The sequence below is a fragment of the Halorientalis regularis genome (assembly GCF_023698535.1).
GTDB classification, from domain to species: Archaea; Halobacteriota; Halobacteria; order Halobacteriales; family Haloarculaceae; genus Halorientalis; species Halorientalis regularis.
In genome coordinates this window covers 241,221-256,465 of the sequence record NZ_JALJCL010000003.1, presented here as the reverse complement: position 1 = coordinate 256,465, position 15,245 = coordinate 241,221, and the positions used below count along the sequence as shown (strand labels likewise).

The 15,245-nt window shown below is 67.1% G+C and carries 15 protein-coding genes and 1 pseudogene; 5 read left to right on the top strand and 11 right to left on the bottom strand.

Annotation, left to right across the window (positions count from 1 at the left end; translation table 11 throughout):
- Nucleotides 1-81: 81 nt before the first annotated feature.
- The 11 genes and pseudogenes from MU521_RS05350 to MU521_RS05300 all read right to left on the bottom strand — a co-directional run bounded on the left by MU521_RS05350 (nt 82) and on the right by MU521_RS05300 (nt 9,193).
- Nucleotides 82-1,563 carry an NCS2 family permease gene (locus tag MU521_RS05350; protein ID WP_092687687.1) on the bottom strand — a complete coding sequence of 494 codons (1,482 nt, stop codon included), beginning with the start codon at nt 1,561-1,563 and terminating at the stop codon, nt 82-84.
- Nucleotides 1,564-1,789: 226 nt separating this feature from the next.
- Nucleotides 1,790-1,987: pseudogene (locus MU521_RS05345) on the bottom strand (Rid family hydrolase); the annotation flags it as partial.
- Between the two features lie 42 nt (nt 1,988-2,029).
- Nucleotides 2,030-2,356 carry a DUF5783 family protein gene (locus MU521_RS05340; protein ID WP_092687693.1) on the bottom strand — a complete coding sequence of 109 codons (327 nt, stop codon included), beginning with the start codon at nt 2,354-2,356 and terminating at the stop codon, nt 2,030-2,032.
- Between the two features lie 35 nt (nt 2,357-2,391).
- Nucleotides 2,392-2,688 carry a hypothetical protein gene (locus MU521_RS05335; protein WP_092687696.1) on the bottom strand — a complete coding sequence of 99 codons (297 nt, stop codon included), beginning with the start codon at nt 2,686-2,688 and terminating at the stop codon, nt 2,392-2,394.
- Nucleotides 2,689-2,756: 68 nt separating this feature from the next.
- A complete protein-coding gene (locus MU521_RS05330) occupies nt 2,757-3,452 on the bottom strand; it encodes a helix-turn-helix domain-containing protein (RefSeq protein ID WP_175452759.1) in 696 nt (231 codons plus the stop codon).
- Between the two features lie 437 nt (nt 3,453-3,889).
- Nucleotides 3,890-4,261, bottom strand: a complete 372-nt coding sequence (locus MU521_RS05325) for a hypothetical protein (protein WP_092687702.1) — start codon at nt 4,259-4,261, stop codon at nt 3,890-3,892.
- A 289-nt stretch (nt 4,262-4,550) separates the two neighbouring features.
- Nucleotides 4,551-4,943 carry a hypothetical protein gene (locus MU521_RS05320; RefSeq protein WP_092687704.1) on the bottom strand — a complete coding sequence of 131 codons (393 nt, stop codon included), beginning with the start codon at nt 4,941-4,943 and terminating at the stop codon, nt 4,551-4,553.
- A 152-nt stretch (nt 4,944-5,095) separates the two neighbouring features.
- Nucleotides 5,096-6,625: a bacterio-opsin activator domain-containing protein gene (locus tag MU521_RS05315; protein ID WP_092687707.1), complete on the bottom strand. Its 1,530-nt coding sequence runs from the start codon at nt 6,623-6,625 to the stop codon at nt 5,096-5,098.
- Nucleotides 6,626-6,665: 40 nt separating this feature from the next.
- Nucleotides 6,666-7,700 (bottom strand): sensor histidine kinase, encoded by a 1,035-nt coding sequence (locus MU521_RS05310; RefSeq protein WP_092687710.1) that lies wholly within the window; start codon nt 7,698-7,700, stop codon nt 6,666-6,668.
- A gap of 167 nt (nt 7,701-7,867) precedes the next feature.
- Nucleotides 7,868-8,524, bottom strand: a complete 657-nt coding sequence (locus tag MU521_RS05305; protein ID WP_092687713.1) for an AIM24 family protein — start codon at nt 8,522-8,524, stop codon at nt 7,868-7,870.
- Nucleotides 8,525-8,602: 78 nt separating this feature from the next.
- Nucleotides 8,603-9,193, bottom strand: coding sequence for a response regulator (locus MU521_RS05300; protein WP_092687716.1), 591 nt, complete (start codon nt 9,191-9,193; stop codon nt 8,603-8,605).
- 149 nt (nt 9,194-9,342) lie between these two features.
- Between MU521_RS05300 and MU521_RS05295 the strand changes: the two genes are divergently transcribed.
- The 5 genes from MU521_RS05295 to MU521_RS05275 all read left to right on the top strand — a co-directional run bounded on the left by MU521_RS05295 (nt 9,343) and on the right by MU521_RS05275 (nt 15,114).
- On the top strand, nt 9,343-9,771 hold the full coding sequence (locus tag MU521_RS05295; protein WP_092687720.1) for an ArsR/SmtB family transcription factor: 429 nt from the start codon (nt 9,343-9,345) through the stop codon (nt 9,769-9,771).
- 72 nt (nt 9,772-9,843) lie between these two features.
- Nucleotides 9,844-11,481: a PAS domain-containing protein gene (locus MU521_RS05290; protein WP_092687723.1), complete on the top strand. Its 1,638-nt coding sequence runs from the start codon at nt 9,844-9,846 to the stop codon at nt 11,479-11,481.
- Nucleotides 11,481-13,145, top strand: a complete 1,665-nt coding sequence (locus MU521_RS05285) for a sensor histidine kinase (protein ID WP_092687726.1) — start codon at nt 11,481-11,483, stop codon at nt 13,143-13,145. The genes MU521_RS05290 and MU521_RS05285 overlap by 1 nt, the downstream gene beginning before the upstream one ends.
- A 56-nt stretch (nt 13,146-13,201) precedes the next feature.
- Entirely contained in the window at nt 13,202-14,581 is a 1,380-nt protein-coding gene (locus MU521_RS05280; RefSeq protein WP_092687729.1) for a hypothetical protein, read from the top strand.
- Between the two features lie 77 nt (nt 14,582-14,658).
- On the top strand, nt 14,659-15,114 hold the full coding sequence (locus MU521_RS05275; RefSeq protein WP_092687732.1) for an RDD family protein: 456 nt from the start codon (nt 14,659-14,661) through the stop codon (nt 15,112-15,114).
- The last annotated feature ends 131 nt before the right edge of the window (nt 15,115-15,245 follow it).

Below are 15,245 nucleotides of genomic sequence, written 5' to 3'. Positions count from 1 at the left end.
TCGTACCCGGCGGTTGTCCGCCGGTTATTTTCACGCCCATTTGACCGAATAATATAGCTGTCGGCTCGCGAACCGCTGGGGTCAGGCGACCGTCGTCAGCACGCCGCTGGTCCGGACGGCGAAGTAGACGACGAACGCGACTGCCAGCAGCCACTGGCCGACGTGGACATCACGCCACTCGCCCTGGGCGGCCTTCACCAGGGGATAGCTGATGATCCCCGCGGCGATCCCGTAGGAGATCGAGTAGGTCAGCGGCATGATCAGGATGGTCATGCCCGCCGGCACGGCGTGGCTGAGGTCGTCCCACTGGATGTCCGTGACGTTCTGGAGCATCAGCAGGGCGACGACCACCAGCGCGATGTGGGACGCGTACAGCGGAATCGCCGCCGCGAGCGGGACGACGATCAGCGCCGCGAGGAAGAGCAGGCCGACCACGAGCGCGGTCATTCCGGTCCGACCGCCTTCCTCGACGCCGGTCGAGGACTCGATGTAGGTCGTCACGGTCGAGGTGCCGAGGATGCCGCCAACGGTCGTCCCGATGGCGTCGGCCATGAGCGGCTTTTCGATCTCGGGGAGGTTCCCCTTCTCGTCGAGAAAGCCCGCGATCTGGGAGACGCCGGTCAGCGTCCCGGCGGTGTCGAAGAAGTCCACGAAGAAGAACGTGAACACGATCAGCGAGAACGCGAAGGCGTCGACGTTCGCGAACCCGTCGAGGAAGGCGCCGAACAGCGGCGTGATGTCGTACTGGGCCGCGGTCATCCGACTCATGTCGAGGCCGCCGTTGCGGACGAACTCGGCGGCGGCGACGCCCGGCTCGACGAGGCCGGCGAAGGTCGCCACCGCGCCCATGACCGCCGTCGCCAGGATGCCGATGACGATCGCACCCTTCAGGCCGCGGACGTACAGCATCAGCGTCAGGAACAGGCCGACGACCGAGAGGATCGCCACGGGATCGGTCGCGATCGGCCCCAGCGTCACGAGCGTCGTGGGGTCGTCCACGACGATCCGCATCGCCTCCAGTCCGATGATCGCCAGAAAGAGCCCGATCCCGGTGCCGACGGCGAACTTCACGGGTTCGGGGAACAACTCGATGATGTACTTCCGTGCCCCGACCGCCGTCAGGACGATGAACAGCACCCCCTCGGTCACGACCGCGGCGAGGGCGGTCTGCCAGGGGATCCCCATCGCGCCGACGACCGTGAACGCGAAGAAGGCGTTCAGGCCGAGGCCGGGCGCTTGCCCGAACGGTCTGTTGGCGTAAAACGCCATCACGAAGATCGCCGTCGCCGCGGCGAGGATCGTCACGACGGCCAGCATCTGCTGGACCTCGCCCGGCGTGTACCCTTCGATAGCGATGCCGGGTTTGCCGTCCGGCCCCGGGAACTGCGTCATGATCGCCGGGTTCACGACGACGATGTAACTCATCGTCAGGAAGGTCGTGATCCCCGCGACGATCTCCGTCCGCAGGTCCGTGCCGTGTTCTGCGAACCCGAAGTAGTTCGCGAACCAGGAGTTCTGGCCCCCGTCCGTCACCGCGTCGTCGGCCGCCGGTCCGTCGGACATGCTGTGTTGTCGCCAACCTGACCCCCCACGGTGTTATGTATTACTTTCGAGGTAGTGTTTGATCGACAACACCTCTGCCGCCGTCCTCCACCGTCGCGCGGCGAGGCTGACCGGACCCGCCATAGCACGGTACTATCCGGAGTGACGTGCATCTGATCAGTTGCCCCTGATGACAGCTCGCACGTACTTCGGCGGGGGACGAGACCGCTCAGGCCGAGCCGACGACGGCCTCGGCCAGCGCCGACTCGACGATCTCCAGCGCCCGTCTGGCCTGCTCGTACGGGTCGCCCACGGCCACGGGGTCGCCGTCGTCGTCCGTCGCAGTCGTCCCCGAGACGACGACCCTGTCACCCGTGCGGACGGCCCGCGAGTAGCCCACTTGCTCCTCCCACTCGGTGCCCGACGAGACGTGCTGTCGGTTCATATCGGTCCGTCGAGCGCCTCGGAAAAATAGCCACCCGCTCGTTCAGCTACTCGTGTCGAACCCGAACACGCGCTGGAGTTCCGTCTCGATCTCGTCGAGATACCGGTCCATGATCTCGTCGAACTTCTCCTCGCCGACGACGACGCCCTGGAGCTGGTCGTAGGCGTCCTCGGGGAGTTCGATCCGGAACTGGCCGTCGCCTTCGTAGAACGGTTCGCTCTCCGAGAGGACGAACTGGTCGATGCCGTGGATCAACTCCGAATCGAACCGGTCGTTCATCGTCTGGAAGGCGTTCTTGTAGGCCCGCTGGAGTTCCGTGAAGTAGTTCGCGTACTTGTCCTCGAACTGCTCGGGGTCGAAGTCGGCCATACCTGTCTCTGGGCGAGCCAGCCCTAAAACAACCGCTACTCGCCGTCGATGTCGACCTCGCCGAACAGCGTGACCCCGGCCAGCCCGAACCCGTGTTCGGGGAGCGCGAACGTGTACAGTGCGACGCCGGCCACCGCCGCGAGCAGAACTGCCGCGACGATCGGGAGGACGACCGCCGAGGTGAGCAGACTCGGCAGTGCGACCGGCCGCGGGACGACCGTGGCGACCACGACCGCCAGGATCGACATGGTGAACATCACACCGAAGGCAAAGCCAGCGCCGAAGATGAGCCGCTCCCGTTCGGTGGCCTCGTCGGCGTCTGAATCGGTCATGGCACCCTACTGGGGGTTCGACCGGCTTAGCTCTGGTGGCCGTTACCACGCCACAGGACACCCGGAAATCAGGCGTCCGGGCTCTCGATGGTCGCGCCGTCCAGCCGTTCGGGGACGGTCGCGGACACCAGCTGTTGCTCGATCCGGCGGAGGTGCTGGCCGACGACGCTCGCCGAACAGCCCAGCTCCGCGGCGATCTCTTCGTGGGTGGCCTCCCGTGGATTCCGGTAGTAGCCACACCCGACGGCGGCGACCAGTACTTCGCGCTGTCGGTCGGTCAGCTCACGGAACTGCCGTCGCGTGGTCGGTTCGTGCTGGTGGACGTGCTTGACGTGGACGTCGGCCAGCTCCCGGGTCTCGGCGATCCGGTTCCGCAGTGCCTCCTGACTCCCCGTCTCGACGAGTTCGACGGTCGCGGGCTCGTGCTCGACGTAGTGGATCGGGAATTCGACGGAGACACCGAAGGACTGGTGGACCGAGAGCAACCGCTCGAAGGTCTCGTCGGGGTGAAAGCGCAGTTGTGCCACGAGCGGCTCGCTGCGCTGGGTGACCGTCGCGTCGACGACCTTCTCCGGGGCCGCGGCCAGACACTCTTCGAGTGCCGCCGCCGTGCCGTCGATCTCGTAGACGACCAGCACCGTCCCGTCCGCGAGAAACTCCAGGGATCGCACCGTCTCGAGGTAGACGCCGGCCTCCCACAGCGCCTGCTCCCCGCGGTCGAAGTACCCGCGCTCCGGCGTCATGGTGAAGGCGACTTCCCACATGCTGACTCGGCCTTCCGAACCTGAGAACATCCATATTAGTCGATACTTATAAAAATACGCTTATGACCGTAAGAATACATTCCTCGCGAACACAACATTGTTCGGTCGTCGCATGGCAGACCGTAACAGCACACGAGAGGCGAATCGAAGCGGACGCGAACTCGACAGACGCTCCGTCCTCCGGGGTATCGGTACGACGGCCGCGGCCGGGACGGGACTGACGGCGGTGGCCAGGTCGGCGTCGGCACAGACCGGCGTCGAGATCGACGAGGTCGTCGACGTGAGCAGTTGGTTCAGCTTTGGTAACGACCTGCCCGTGGTCGATGAACTGTTCGTGTTCGTCCACGGCTGGTTCGGCGACACGACCGTCGAGAGCCAGGCCGAGGACGTGGCCACCTCGCTGGCCGGGGGCGGCTACGTCGCCGAGGCGAACGTCGCTATTCCGCCGCCTGGACCGTCCCGATCACGTCGGTCATCGGTGAGTCCCTCCCCCGCTCGACCGCGACGACGACACCTTTGCCACCGGCCAGCGGCACGACCACGTCGACGAGCGTCTCGTAGATCCGGACGGTCGCGGTCAGGCGTTCGTCGTGGCTCGTCTCGTAAGCACCCGGGCGATGGTCTCCGGGAGCGTCCTCGAGGACGCTCCTGGAGGTGTTCTCGCCGTGGGACCGCTCGAAGGTGGCGGTGTAGACCGTCCGTGCCTGCTGGTCAGCGGCCTTGCTGTAGCGGCCGACCGCCAGAATCGCCCCGCCAAATTCGGCACGAAGGGACTCGCTGGCGCGCTCGGCGACGGTGTCGATGTCCACACCCCGCCTCTTGTCGGTGAGTAAGCTAACCCACGGCTCAACAGTAGTTGCTGATTCGGCAGATATCGGTTTTGACGACCAATCGCAGAGAAATCGAGGTCTCCATGCACCCGGTGCACGGCTCTCAGAACCAGTAAGAGTCGGAGCAGAAAATATCAATACTCCTCCTTCAGCAACTACTGAAAGGGTGGGTTTCCGCGCTGTATCCGGTATGAACCCGTTGGTTCATACAGCCCCTTCCCGACAGCCAATCAATAGTTCACTTCGGTGCGTGCACGACACAGGAGACTCACTTATGACTCGAAATCACGTCATTTGGGGTCCGACGTAGGATTCCGATACCGATCGCCTCCGCGATCACATACGCGACAAGAAGGAGTGCCGACCGGCCACGCACGAGTACGAGAAACAGGAAAACGAACAGCCCGACACTACTACCGAGACCGAAGTTATTGATCCTGGTGGTCGTGGCTGCTGTCTGGCCGGTTACGATCCGAGTCACCACGAAAAGTCCAGCCAGATACACCGTGGTCAGGAGAACCAGAACGAGCAGGAACGATGCCGAAAACGGTGGCGATTGCATCGACGTGTAAATGATCGACCAGCCGAATAAACTCAACACGAGCGGCGCGATACTCCTGTATGCTTCTTCAACAAAAACGCGCTTGAACCCCGAATCCATCACGACCGGCTATCGAAGCCTCGCTGAAAAAGATACCTCACGGACCGTCTCTTCCGTCGGCTGCCGATGAGTTCGCAGACTCTCTGCACAGACAACTCGATATGCGTTCCCCGAATTCAGTAGCGTTCAATTCGACAACTGGCGACTGGGGCTCAGTCAGTCGTCTCGAAGAACTCGTCGAGGAGCTTTCGCTGGCCGGCCCGGAGGTGGTGCAGGAGTGTGGGACCGGTGATCCCGAGCGCCTCGGCGACTTCCTCGGCGGTACTCCCACGGGGCGATTCGAAGTAGTCGGCGAAGAAGGCGGTCCGGAGGGCGTTCTCCTGTCGGTCGGTGAGTCGGTCGCCGAGCGTCTCCCTGAACTCGCCGACGGTCGTCGCCTCCCGCCGGCGCTCGCGTTTCGCCACGACGGTCGCGTCGTGGGCTCGCGAGAACGCGTCGGCGATCCGTCGAACCTCCGCATCGGGCGGTAACTCGACGACGATCCGTCCCTCGGCCGCGTCGTAGGTCGCCGAGCGGAGCGTCGCGCCCTGTCCCACGAGCTGCCCGAGCGGCGTCGACTCGTCGAGGATCACCTCGAACGATCCGCCGTCGTCGTGGTCCGCGACGATCCGCGTCCCGAGGACCGCCTCGCCGTCGAGCGAGCGCTCGACCGCGCCGGGCGCGTCACCCTCGGCGTCGAGATAGCAAACGAGTCGGTCACCGTCGGGGACCAGACCGGTCACCGACAGCGACGTCTCCGTCTCGGCTGCGGCCGCAACCAGCGGCGCGTCGCCGTCGGTCAGTGCGAACACGAGTTCGACGACGGTGTCGGCCGACAACAGCGAGCGGTTGCGTGCGGCGGTCACCGCGAACCCTGCCATCTCGCCGACGATGCCGAAGTTGCGTCGTTCGCGCTCGGAGAAGGCGTCCCGGTCGGACGCGTAGACGCCGACCACGCCGTGGACACTCTCGCCGTCGGTCAGCGGGACTGCGAGCAGTGACTGGACGCCGTCTGCGAAGGCCGCCCGCCGGATCGCTTCGGGAACGGCGTCGGCCTCGCCGAGGGACTGGACGGTCTCCGGTTCGCCGCTCTCGATCGCTCGCCGCGCCGGGACCCGCCCGTCGCCGTCGAGTTCGTCCGCGATGCGGTCGAGCGTCCGGTTGTCCGCCCCAGCCGCCGCGCGCATCACGAGGTCGTCGCTGCCGACCGCACGCTCGCCGACCCAGGCGAACTCGTAGAGGTCCGTCTCGCCCAGTTGTGCACAGATCGTCTCCGCGATCTCCGCGCGGGTCGAGGCCGCGACCAGTTCCCCCAGCACGTCCGCGATCAGTTCGCTGGTGACCGTCAGCCGGTCCACGTCCCCGCGTGCGTCCGCGAGTTGCCGTTCCGTCCGCCGTTGTTCGGTCCTGTCGCGCAGGTACAGATACACCGCCTCGCCGTCGGGGACCAGCGACACGTCGAGCCAGCGGTCGAGGGCGGGGTAGTACGCGTCGAACGACCGCTCGCGTTCGGGTGGCTGCTCGAAGGCTCCCGGAACCCGTGCCTCGACGGACTCGGGGAACACCGCGTCGATGGGCTCGTCGGTCACGTCGGCCCCGCCGAGGTCGAGCAACTCGCGGGCGGCCGGGTTCAGGTCCCTGACGGCCCCGTTGGGCGCGACGTCGAGCATCCCGATCGGTGCGTTCCGGGCTCGGCCGTTCATCTCGTTCGCCTCGTGGGTTCCGGGCAGTGATACTTGAGACTCACGGCGATTCCGGCTCGATCCCGGTCACCTCGAATCGGACGCCGCCCGACGTGGACTCGCCGACCGCGATCGACCAGCCGTGGAGGGCGGCGATGCGGGCGACGATGGCCAGCCCTAGCCCAGTGCCGTGGTCGTCGGTGCTGTATCCCGGCTCGAAGACACGCTCGCGGTCGGTCTCGGGGATCCCGGGGCCGTCGTCTTCGACATAGAAACCGGTCCGGGTTCCCCCCAGCGGACCGACCGTCACGGTGACGGCATCGGTCGATTCGGTGGCCTCGTCGGGACCCGTCGACCCGTGTTCGACCGCATTCCGGAACAGGTTCTCGAAGAGGCGGCCAACGCGGTCGGCGTCGGCGGTCGTCGTCGGGAGCGAGCCGTCGACGGTGAGGGTCGCGTCTGCGGTCTCGACGGTCTCCCACGCGTCCTCGGCGACCACGTCGAGGGCGACCGTCTCGTCGGGATCGACCACGTCCCGGCCGCGAGCCAGCGTCAGCACGTCCCGGATGATCCGTTCCATGCGGTCGTGTGCGGCGGCGACCCGCTCGAAATGGTCGTCGTCGCCCGTCTCGCGACCGGCCCGGAGCCGGGCCGTCGCCACGTCGAGCGGGTTCCGGAGGTCGTGACTGACCACGCTCGCCACGTGGTCCACGTCGATGTCAACCGACCCCTCGTCCCCCTCTCCGGGGCGCGGGACGAACGCAAGAACCGCCTCGCCGTCCGGATCTGACGGAACGACACGCGCGAGGTATCGCTTCGCCCCGCTGTCTGCAGCGGCGTCCCCGTCGGCCCGAACTCGGACGGGGCCATCGCTGGACAGGACCGCCTCGAAACCGTCGGTCGACACGGGGGTGACGCCGAGGTCGGCCATCGCGGCGGCCACCGGTTGGCCGGCCGTCACCGGCCCGAAGGTCGCCTCGAACGGGTCGTTCACGGCGCGGAGGAGCGCTGTCCCGTCCTCGAAACCGAACCGGCAGGCGGGATCGGGCCACCGCTCGATCCGGATCGGGTCCGCGTCCGCTCCGTCCCCGGTCATGCGTTCGCGTCCCTCGTCGCGGACGACGACGCGGCGGTCGATGTCTCGGTGAGCATTGGCGTTGTGCTGTGTACAAGCGGGGTCGTTTTAGTCGGTGTCGCTAGGTATACAGAGTCGACGGGGACGCTGGGTGAACGCGGACTGGCGGGGAGTGTCCCCCAGAGCTGTCAGACGTGTTCCTCGTACGGCTGAACGACGACGAAGCCGCCGGTCCCGGTGAACTCCATCTGGAAGCGCTCGCCGGACTCCTGGCCGATCATGTCCGAGAGGTTGGTGTTGACCGACACGTCGGGCGTGGTTCCGCTCCAGGCGACGGTCGCGCTCGGGTCGGTCGTGACCGGTGGCTCCATCACGACTGGGTCGCCGTGAGTCGTCAGCGCCACGTAGCCGGGACCTTCGAGGTAGACGTTCGTAAACCCACCCGCGAACGAGCCGGCGAGGCTGTCGATGCTACTGATCTCGTAGTCGAGTTCCGGATCGAACGCCAGTACGTCCTCGCCGTTGACCGTGACCGACTCCCCGGCGTCGAGTTCGAGGATCTGGACTTTCTTCTCCCGGTCGGCCAGGTAGACGTGGCCCTGCCCCTCGACGGTCATCACGGGCGTCCCCTCGCCGGTCGCGGCCTCCTTGAGGAAGCCGGTGATGCCGCCCTCGGCCGAGGCCTGCCCAGTGAAGGAGAGATCGCCCGTGTAGGCGATCATCGCGCCGGCCTTGGCCAGTAGCGAGCCGTCGACGGCCGCGTCGAGCGTGTAGCTGTTCTCGAGCTGGAACCGGTCGTCGGAGTCGGTCGGTGCGTGTTCGGATTTGAACTGGTCGACGTCCATGGTGTCACCTCGCCGCCGCGAGACTAATAAACAGGGGGCGGCGTTTCCGGACGAGAAACGGGGCCCGGACGGGGTCGCTCACTCGCTCTCGCGGCCGATGGCATCGAAGTCGTCGAGCGCGTCCGCCGCGTCGCCGAGCAGGCGTCTGGCGCGCCGCTCCAGCCGCTCGGCGGTCGCTTGCAGTTCCCCGAACTCCTCGTGGGACGCCCGTTCCTCGGCCGAGAGTTCGGCCTCGACGACCCGCCGCTTGGACTCGACGCCGAAGTAGTCGCCGAGGACCTCGTAGCCCAGCACCGTACACTGATGCGTAACCGCCGCCCGCACGTCCTCGCGGTCGACCGGCTTGCAGAGGTAGTCGTCGAAGGGCATATCGAGGACGTCGAACCCCGGATCGATCGCGGTGACCATGATCACCCGACCGTCGAAGTCGCCTTCGTCGAGGCGTTCGAGAACCTCGTCGCCCGACAGCCCCGGCATATGGCGATCCAGCAGTACCACGTCGAACTCGTGGTCCTCGACGGCTCGCAGTGCGTCCTCGCCGCCGTAGGCCGTCTCGACCTCACAGAGGCCCCGCAACCGGAGTGCGTACGCGTCGGCCACCTCTCGCTCGTCGTCGACGACCAGCGCCCGCGGGCGGTCTTCCTCGGCTTCGTCGGTCCCGTCACCCATCTCGGTCTCTGTATTGTTCGGTCACGGTCATAACGCCTGTCGTTCGGCCCGCCAGCGACTTCGTCTGTATTACTAGATGGTTCGGCGAGCGGTCGTCTGTACAGCTAGCATCGATCCATAGCACGATGGCGTGTTTCGGTCGAAATACGATGACCGGAGACACGCGGCGGTACGGAACGACCGATGGCGTACGGAGCGAACGGGAAACCGACGATGCGGACACCGCAGGGACGGTCGGCACCAACCCCGACGAACTGCTCGAACTCCTGGGCGACGAGTACACGCGGGCGGTGCTGGAGGCGATCCTCGACCGCCCGCGCAGCGGCGGGGCGGTCGCGGACGAGGCCGGCGTCTCCCGGGCAACGGCGTTCCGTCGTCTCAACGAACTGGCCGAACTGGGTCTCGTGGAGACCGAATATCACATCGATCACGACGACGGCCACCACCACAAGCGTTACCGCGCGGTGATCGATACTTTTTCCGTCACGTTCGGGGAAGAGGGATTCGAACTGGCCGTCGACACTGACGGCACACACGCCCGGGGGCGCGTACCCGCTCGTGCGCCGGCGGACGATTGACGACTGGAGGAGTACCACGTTGCCAGGGAACTGGAACTGCGTTCGACGGACGCGACAGGGGCGGCGAGGACGATGAGCGTCGCTCCCGTCGGTCGCCTCGCGGTCGGAATCCTGGCAGCCGTGGTCGCCGGCGCGCTCGCGGCGTCGCTGTGGCCGCAACGCGACGAGGCGACTGCACGCTCGCTTCTGGGCGTCGCACTGGTCCTGCTCCTCGGAAGTCTCGTTCACCTCCTCGTGGCCGGTCCGATCGGAGCGGCAGTCGCCCGCGACCTGACCGGTCGGGAGTCGACCGACCTGCTCTGGGTCGTCCTCGGTGCTGCGACCAGTGTCGTCGCTGGGGGCTTCTGGTCGCTGTTCGCGTTCAGGTACACCGGCCGCGACCCCCGGTCCATCCGGGTCGTCGCGACGGGTGTGGGACTGCTCTCGCTGGGGAGCGTCACCGTCGCGGTCCGGGCCGCGACCGCCGGGCCATCGGTCGCGCTTGTCGACGCACTCACTGTCGGCTATCTCCTCGTGGGATTTCTGGCGACGGTCGGGATCTACCTGTTACTGTGGGCGTCGGTCGGCGCGAACGCCTTCCCCGTTCGGGAGCCACTGGTGTTATCCGGCGGGGTCGTCGTCCTCCTGTCGGCCGTCCACGTCGCGCAGGTGTTCGGCCGTCCCGTGTTGTACCCCGCATCGATCGCGCTCGCCGGCGGCTCCTTCCTCCTCCCGGTACGGCGCTACCCGATCTTCGAGACGCTCCCGGCCGCGCGCGTCGCCGGCCGTGACCGCGTCGTGGACGAGTTGGCTGACGGCGTGGTCGTCGCGGACCGAACGGGGACGGTCCAGGACCTGAATCCGGCCGCTGAACGCCTGTTCGGCGTCCCAACCGAGAAGGCCACCGGCCGCCCGGTATCCGCAGTCCTGGACCAACGGGCTGATCCGGACGAGGTCGTCGCCTCACAGGAGCCGATTCGGCTCGATGCCGGTGGCAGGACCGTCGAGGTGACTGGATCGCCGGTAACCGATCGGCGCGGCCGGTCGTTCGGGACGGTCCTGCTCTGTACCGACGTCACTGACCGCCGGACCAGAGAGGAGAAGCTGACGTTGCTCTCCCGGTTCGTCGCGGACGTCGTCGACGACCGGATGGCCGACGTGGCCGCGGACGCCGCCGCGGTCACCGACGGAACCGAGACGGCCGACGAGACCGTAGTGGCCGACCGCGTCTGGACCCGAACGACAGACCTCACGACTCTGGTCGCGCATGCCCGGGAGATCGAACAGGCCATCGCCGATGGCGCGGGAACCGCCAGCGGAACCGACCTTCGACCTCGGATACCCGAGGCCGTCGAGCGGGCCGCAGACGGGCGAGGGAACGGCGACGTTCCCGACCCTGCCGTCGAGATGCCGGACGAACCGCTCTCGTCCGATCTCCCGCCCGGACTGTTCGAGACGGTGGTGAAACTTATCGTCGAGGACGCTCTCGAGCGCACAGTCGGCCGCGTGGCGATCAGGGCCACGGTGGAACCGCCGACGGTCCGGGTCAGTGCCGACCCGGCAGCGTCCGGAGAGCGGTCGGATGCGGCCCGGAGCGACGAGGTGACGATTCCAGTCATTCGTCTCGCGGTCGAGGGAGCCGGCGGGTCAGTCTCGGTGACGCGGGACGGGGACGAGCGGCGAGTGACGGCCGAGTTCCCGTCCCCGGAGGGTTCGGGAGGTGACTGCTGATGGACGCCGGCTGGATACTCGGTGGCGTCGCGGTCGCGGGCGTCTGCGCTGCGGCGATCGTCCGAACCGCCTGGCACCGCGATCGGCCGGGGGCGGTCCCGTTCGCGATCCTCGTCTGTCTGCTGGGCACGCTTGCAGTCACGATCTCGCTGTGGCAGACCGGGCTCGCGCCGGTCGGGTCGACGGTAGCCATCGAGGCACTCCTGCTCGGTGGCTACGCGTTCACGTCCGTGCTCTGGATCGGGTTCGTCTTCGAGTACACCGGTCGGGGACCAGCGCTGACCGCTGGGCGCTGGGCAGGGCTGCTCGCGCTCGGCTGTCTCGCCATCGGTAGCACGGCCGTCACGTGGGTCCACGAGATCGGGCGCGTGCCACTGGGAACAGTCGGACGCGTCTCGTACCTGACGACCTTCGTCCTGCAGATCGCGGTGTTCTCGCTCGGGCTGCTCGGGGTCGTCCTGATCGCCCGGTCGGCGACGGCGTACGACGACCTGTCGCTCCCGCGTGCGAGCGTCCTCACCGTCGCAGGCCTGGGTATCACGTTCCTGCCGCTGACGGTAGGCTTCGGTCGCTTGTTCACACCAGACGCGACGCTACGGACGGCGTTCCTGCAGCTCTGTCTCGTGATCGGCCTCTACGCGGCGATGGAACTCACGGCGGGCCTGTTCGAAGCGGGGCCGACCGCTGGCCACCTCGCGCGGGAGGCGGTGCTCGATACGGTGGGCTCGCCCGTGGCCGTAGTCGACCGCGCGAACCGCCTGCTCGACCTGAACGAGGCCGCCGCCGAGGTGTTCGCGATCGACCGAACGCGACTACGGGAGCGCTCGCTGGACACGGTCGCGGGCGTCGACGAGGGGACCGACCTGTCGGCCCCGCTCACGATCCGGACTGCGGACGGTCGTCGGGAGTTCGTCGTCGACCGGAGCGCCATCGAGGACGGAACCGGGACCGTCCTCGGGTACGCCTACCGGTTCCGGGACGTGACCGACCGGAAGACCCGCGAACAGCGGCTCCAGGTGCTCAACCGGATCACGCGTCACAACCTCCGGAACGACCTCGACGCGATCCGCGGATTCGCCGAGACGATCCGGGACGAGGACCTCGGCGACGCCGAGACGGAACGATACTTCGACCGGATCGAGACGCTCGCGTACGGCCTCGTCGACCTCTCGTCGGCCATCGAGCGCTCCGAACGGCTGATGACCGATCCGACGCCGCGACGGGAGCGGTGTGACCTGTCGGCTGTGGCCGAGACGGTCGCTGATCGAACCGACGGCGAGCGGGTCACCGTCGACCGTCCGGACGACCCCGTCGAGATACGGTCCGACCCGGAGATCGTCCGGCTCGTCCTCGAAGAACTGGTCGAGAACTCGATGGAACACATCGACGGGGACGAGCCGGTGGTCGTCGCCGTCCGACCTAGCGACGACGGCGGGACGCTCGACGTGCGTGATTCCGGTCCGGGAATCCCCGACCACGAGCGGGCCGTCCTGCTCGAAGGCGAGGAAACCGAAGGTATGCACGGCACGGGTGTCGGCCTCTGGCTCGTCTCCTGGGGCGTGACCCGCCTCGGCGGCCGACTGTCCTTCGGAGACCGCGAGTCCGACGACAGCACTGTCACCGTCCACATTCCCGATCTCGGGGCCGAACACGAACCCGAATGATACGTTTTAACAATCTCCTGACCGAATGAGATACCGTTGCGCGCCCTCCCGATAACATGACTCACTCCTCCGACGCCCCGTCAGTCGCATCCTCGTGTGGTCGCCGCCGGTTCCTGGGCCTCGGTGCCACAGCAGCGACGGCCGCGCTCGGCGGCTGTTTCGGCCTCGGCGGCGGTGACTATCCGAACTACACCGACTGGATCCCACCGAGCGATGACGGACTCCTGGTCGGATATATCGACTTTCGCATCACGCGGGACTCCCCGCGAGCCGACCGACTGCTCCCACTCATGCTCCCGTCGCGAGACGGCGGCGAAGCCGCCGAGTTCGTTCCGAACCTCTCGGGACTGGACGAGATCGACGATCCCCTGCTCGGCTGGCCGCTCCAGGCCGGGGGCCGACTGATCGCCGGTGCGGCACTGGGGATCGCTGCCGGCGGCCTCGGCTACCTCGTCGATCCGGAAGAGCCGGCGGAGATCGTCGACGAACTGTTCGTGGCCGACGGAGTCATGGTCGGCGTCGGCGAGATCGACGAGCGCGAGGCCGACGAAAGTCTCCGGGAGGGGACCGACGACCTCATCGGCCAGATCGCCTTCGAGTCCAGCGGCGACTACCGTGGATTCACGATCTATAGGCCGACCACCCCCGATTTCGACGGCGTCACGGGCCTCAGTGGGTCGGCGGTCGTGGTCGCGGACACGCGCGAGGAGTTGGAAGCGGCCGTCGACGCCCAGCGCGGCGACGGGAGCCTCGCCGTCGACGAGGACGGGACCTTCGAGTGGCTGGTCGACGACGGAGGGCGGGGCGACCTCGTTGCCGGGTGGAAGGGGTCGGCCGACCCGAGCGACTATATGTTCGGTGACACGGACAGTCTGATCGCGAACGACTTGCTGACCGACCGTGATCACGTATTCGGCACCGTGAACTTCGCGCCGGACGAGAACGAGGTTACTGCGGAACTGGCCGTTCAGGACGGCGGACTCGATGGATCGGGGAGAGACCGCCTGAAGTCCAAACTGGGTACGTCGAGCGCCGATACATCGTTCACGGGCGGTGAGAGGCGACTCTCAGCGACCGGGTCGTACACCGGGGACGTGTTCGATGTCGATTTCAGCCAGCCTCCAACGACGCCCACAACTCCGGGCAACGAAGTGCCGTCGGGCGATCCCCCACCCGCAGTCACCGAGGCCGTGCCCGAAGACGGGATCGAGTTCAGCTACGACGGCGGCCGCAAGGTCAAGGTCGGACTCACCGCCGACATGGCAGTGGACAAGGTGACGATGCGGGCGCTCGAATCGGGATACGAAGCCTCGACGACGACACCCCAGGAGGGGCTCTATTTCTACGTCTACATCGACCCCGAGGGGGACGAAGTCGCCGTCACCGCCACCGTCGACGGCACCACGGGGACGATAGCCCGGGAGACGTTCCCCTGACCGAGGGGAACCGCCGGTGTTTCCCGCGCTGAAACGTCGCCTTCACGTTATTGGGCTCCCCGCTCGACGGGTCAGGTATGGACGCACTCGACTCCGACCGGTGCGGCGTCGGCATCCGCGGCGTCGCGATGGCTATCGACTCGGTCGTCTGGATCGCGCTCTTCATGATCGCCGTCTCGGCCGTCGGTGCGATCACCGGCCAGACGGCGACCACTGCGAGCGGCGTCGAGACGAATCTCACCGGCACGCCCGCCGCGATCGGACTGGGCCTCTGGCTCGCGCTCGCCATCGGCTACCACACGCTCGCCGAGTGGTGGACCGGCAAGACCCTCGGCAAGTACCTCGTCAGCATCCGGGTGGTCGCCGCCGACGGGACCGCGCCGTCGCTCGGTGCCGTCCTCGGTCGCAACGTCCTCCGACTCGTCGACTGGCTCCCCTTCTTTTACCTCGTCAGGATCGTCGCGGTCGCCCTCTCGGACGGCCAGCGACGGCTCGGCGACCGGGTTGCCGGCACGGCCGTCGTCCGATCCTGAGCGAATCCGAACCACGCCCGTGGGACGCCGACCCGATACTCGAACGCCCGCTTGAGGTCCCGCGATTCGTCTTGTGCGAGAAGATAAGATATCGGTCGATCCTATCGACATCCGGACTGTTTCTCAACGCG

Coding starts and splice junctions, on each gene's coding strand:
- MU521_RS05350 (WP_092687687.1), bottom strand. CDS start 1,563: ATGTCCGACGGACCGGCGGCCGACGACGCGGTGACGGACGGGGGCCAG.
- MU521_RS05340 (WP_092687693.1), bottom strand. CDS start 2,356: ATGGCCGACTTCGACCCCGAGCAGTTCGAGGACAAGTACGCGAACTAC.
- MU521_RS05335 (WP_092687696.1), bottom strand. CDS start 2,688: ATGACCGATTCAGACGCCGACGAGGCCACCGAACGGGAGCGGCTCATC.
- MU521_RS05330 (WP_175452759.1), bottom strand. CDS start 3,452: ATGTGGGAAGTCGCCTTCACCATGACGCCGGAGCGCGGGTACTTCGAC.
- MU521_RS05320 (WP_092687704.1), bottom strand. CDS start 4,943: ATGGATTCGGGGTTCAAGCGCGTTTTTGTTGAAGAAGCATACAGGAGT.
- MU521_RS05315 (WP_092687707.1), bottom strand. CDS start 6,625: ATGAACGGCCGAGCCCGGAACGCACCGATCGGGATGCTCGACGTCGCG.
- MU521_RS05310 (WP_092687710.1), bottom strand. CDS start 7,700: ATGACCGGGGACGGAGCGGACGCGGACCCGATCCGGATCGAGCGGTGG.
- MU521_RS05305 (WP_092687713.1), bottom strand. CDS start 8,524: ATGGACGTCGACCAGTTCAAATCCGAACACGCACCGACCGACTCCGAC.
- MU521_RS05300 (WP_092687716.1), bottom strand. CDS start 9,193: ATGGGTGACGGGACCGACGAAGCCGAGGAAGACCGCCCGCGGGCGCTG.
- MU521_RS05295 (WP_092687720.1), top strand. CDS start 9,343: ATGACCGGAGACACGCGGCGGTACGGAACGACCGATGGCGTACGGAGC.
- MU521_RS05290 (WP_092687723.1), top strand. CDS start 9,844: ATGAGCGTCGCTCCCGTCGGTCGCCTCGCGGTCGGAATCCTGGCAGCC.
- MU521_RS05285 (WP_092687726.1), top strand. CDS start 11,481: ATGGACGCCGGCTGGATACTCGGTGGCGTCGCGGTCGCGGGCGTCTGC.
- MU521_RS05280 (WP_092687729.1), top strand. CDS start 13,202: ATGACTCACTCCTCCGACGCCCCGTCAGTCGCATCCTCGTGTGGTCGC.
- MU521_RS05275 (WP_092687732.1), top strand. CDS start 14,659: ATGGACGCACTCGACTCCGACCGGTGCGGCGTCGGCATCCGCGGCGTC.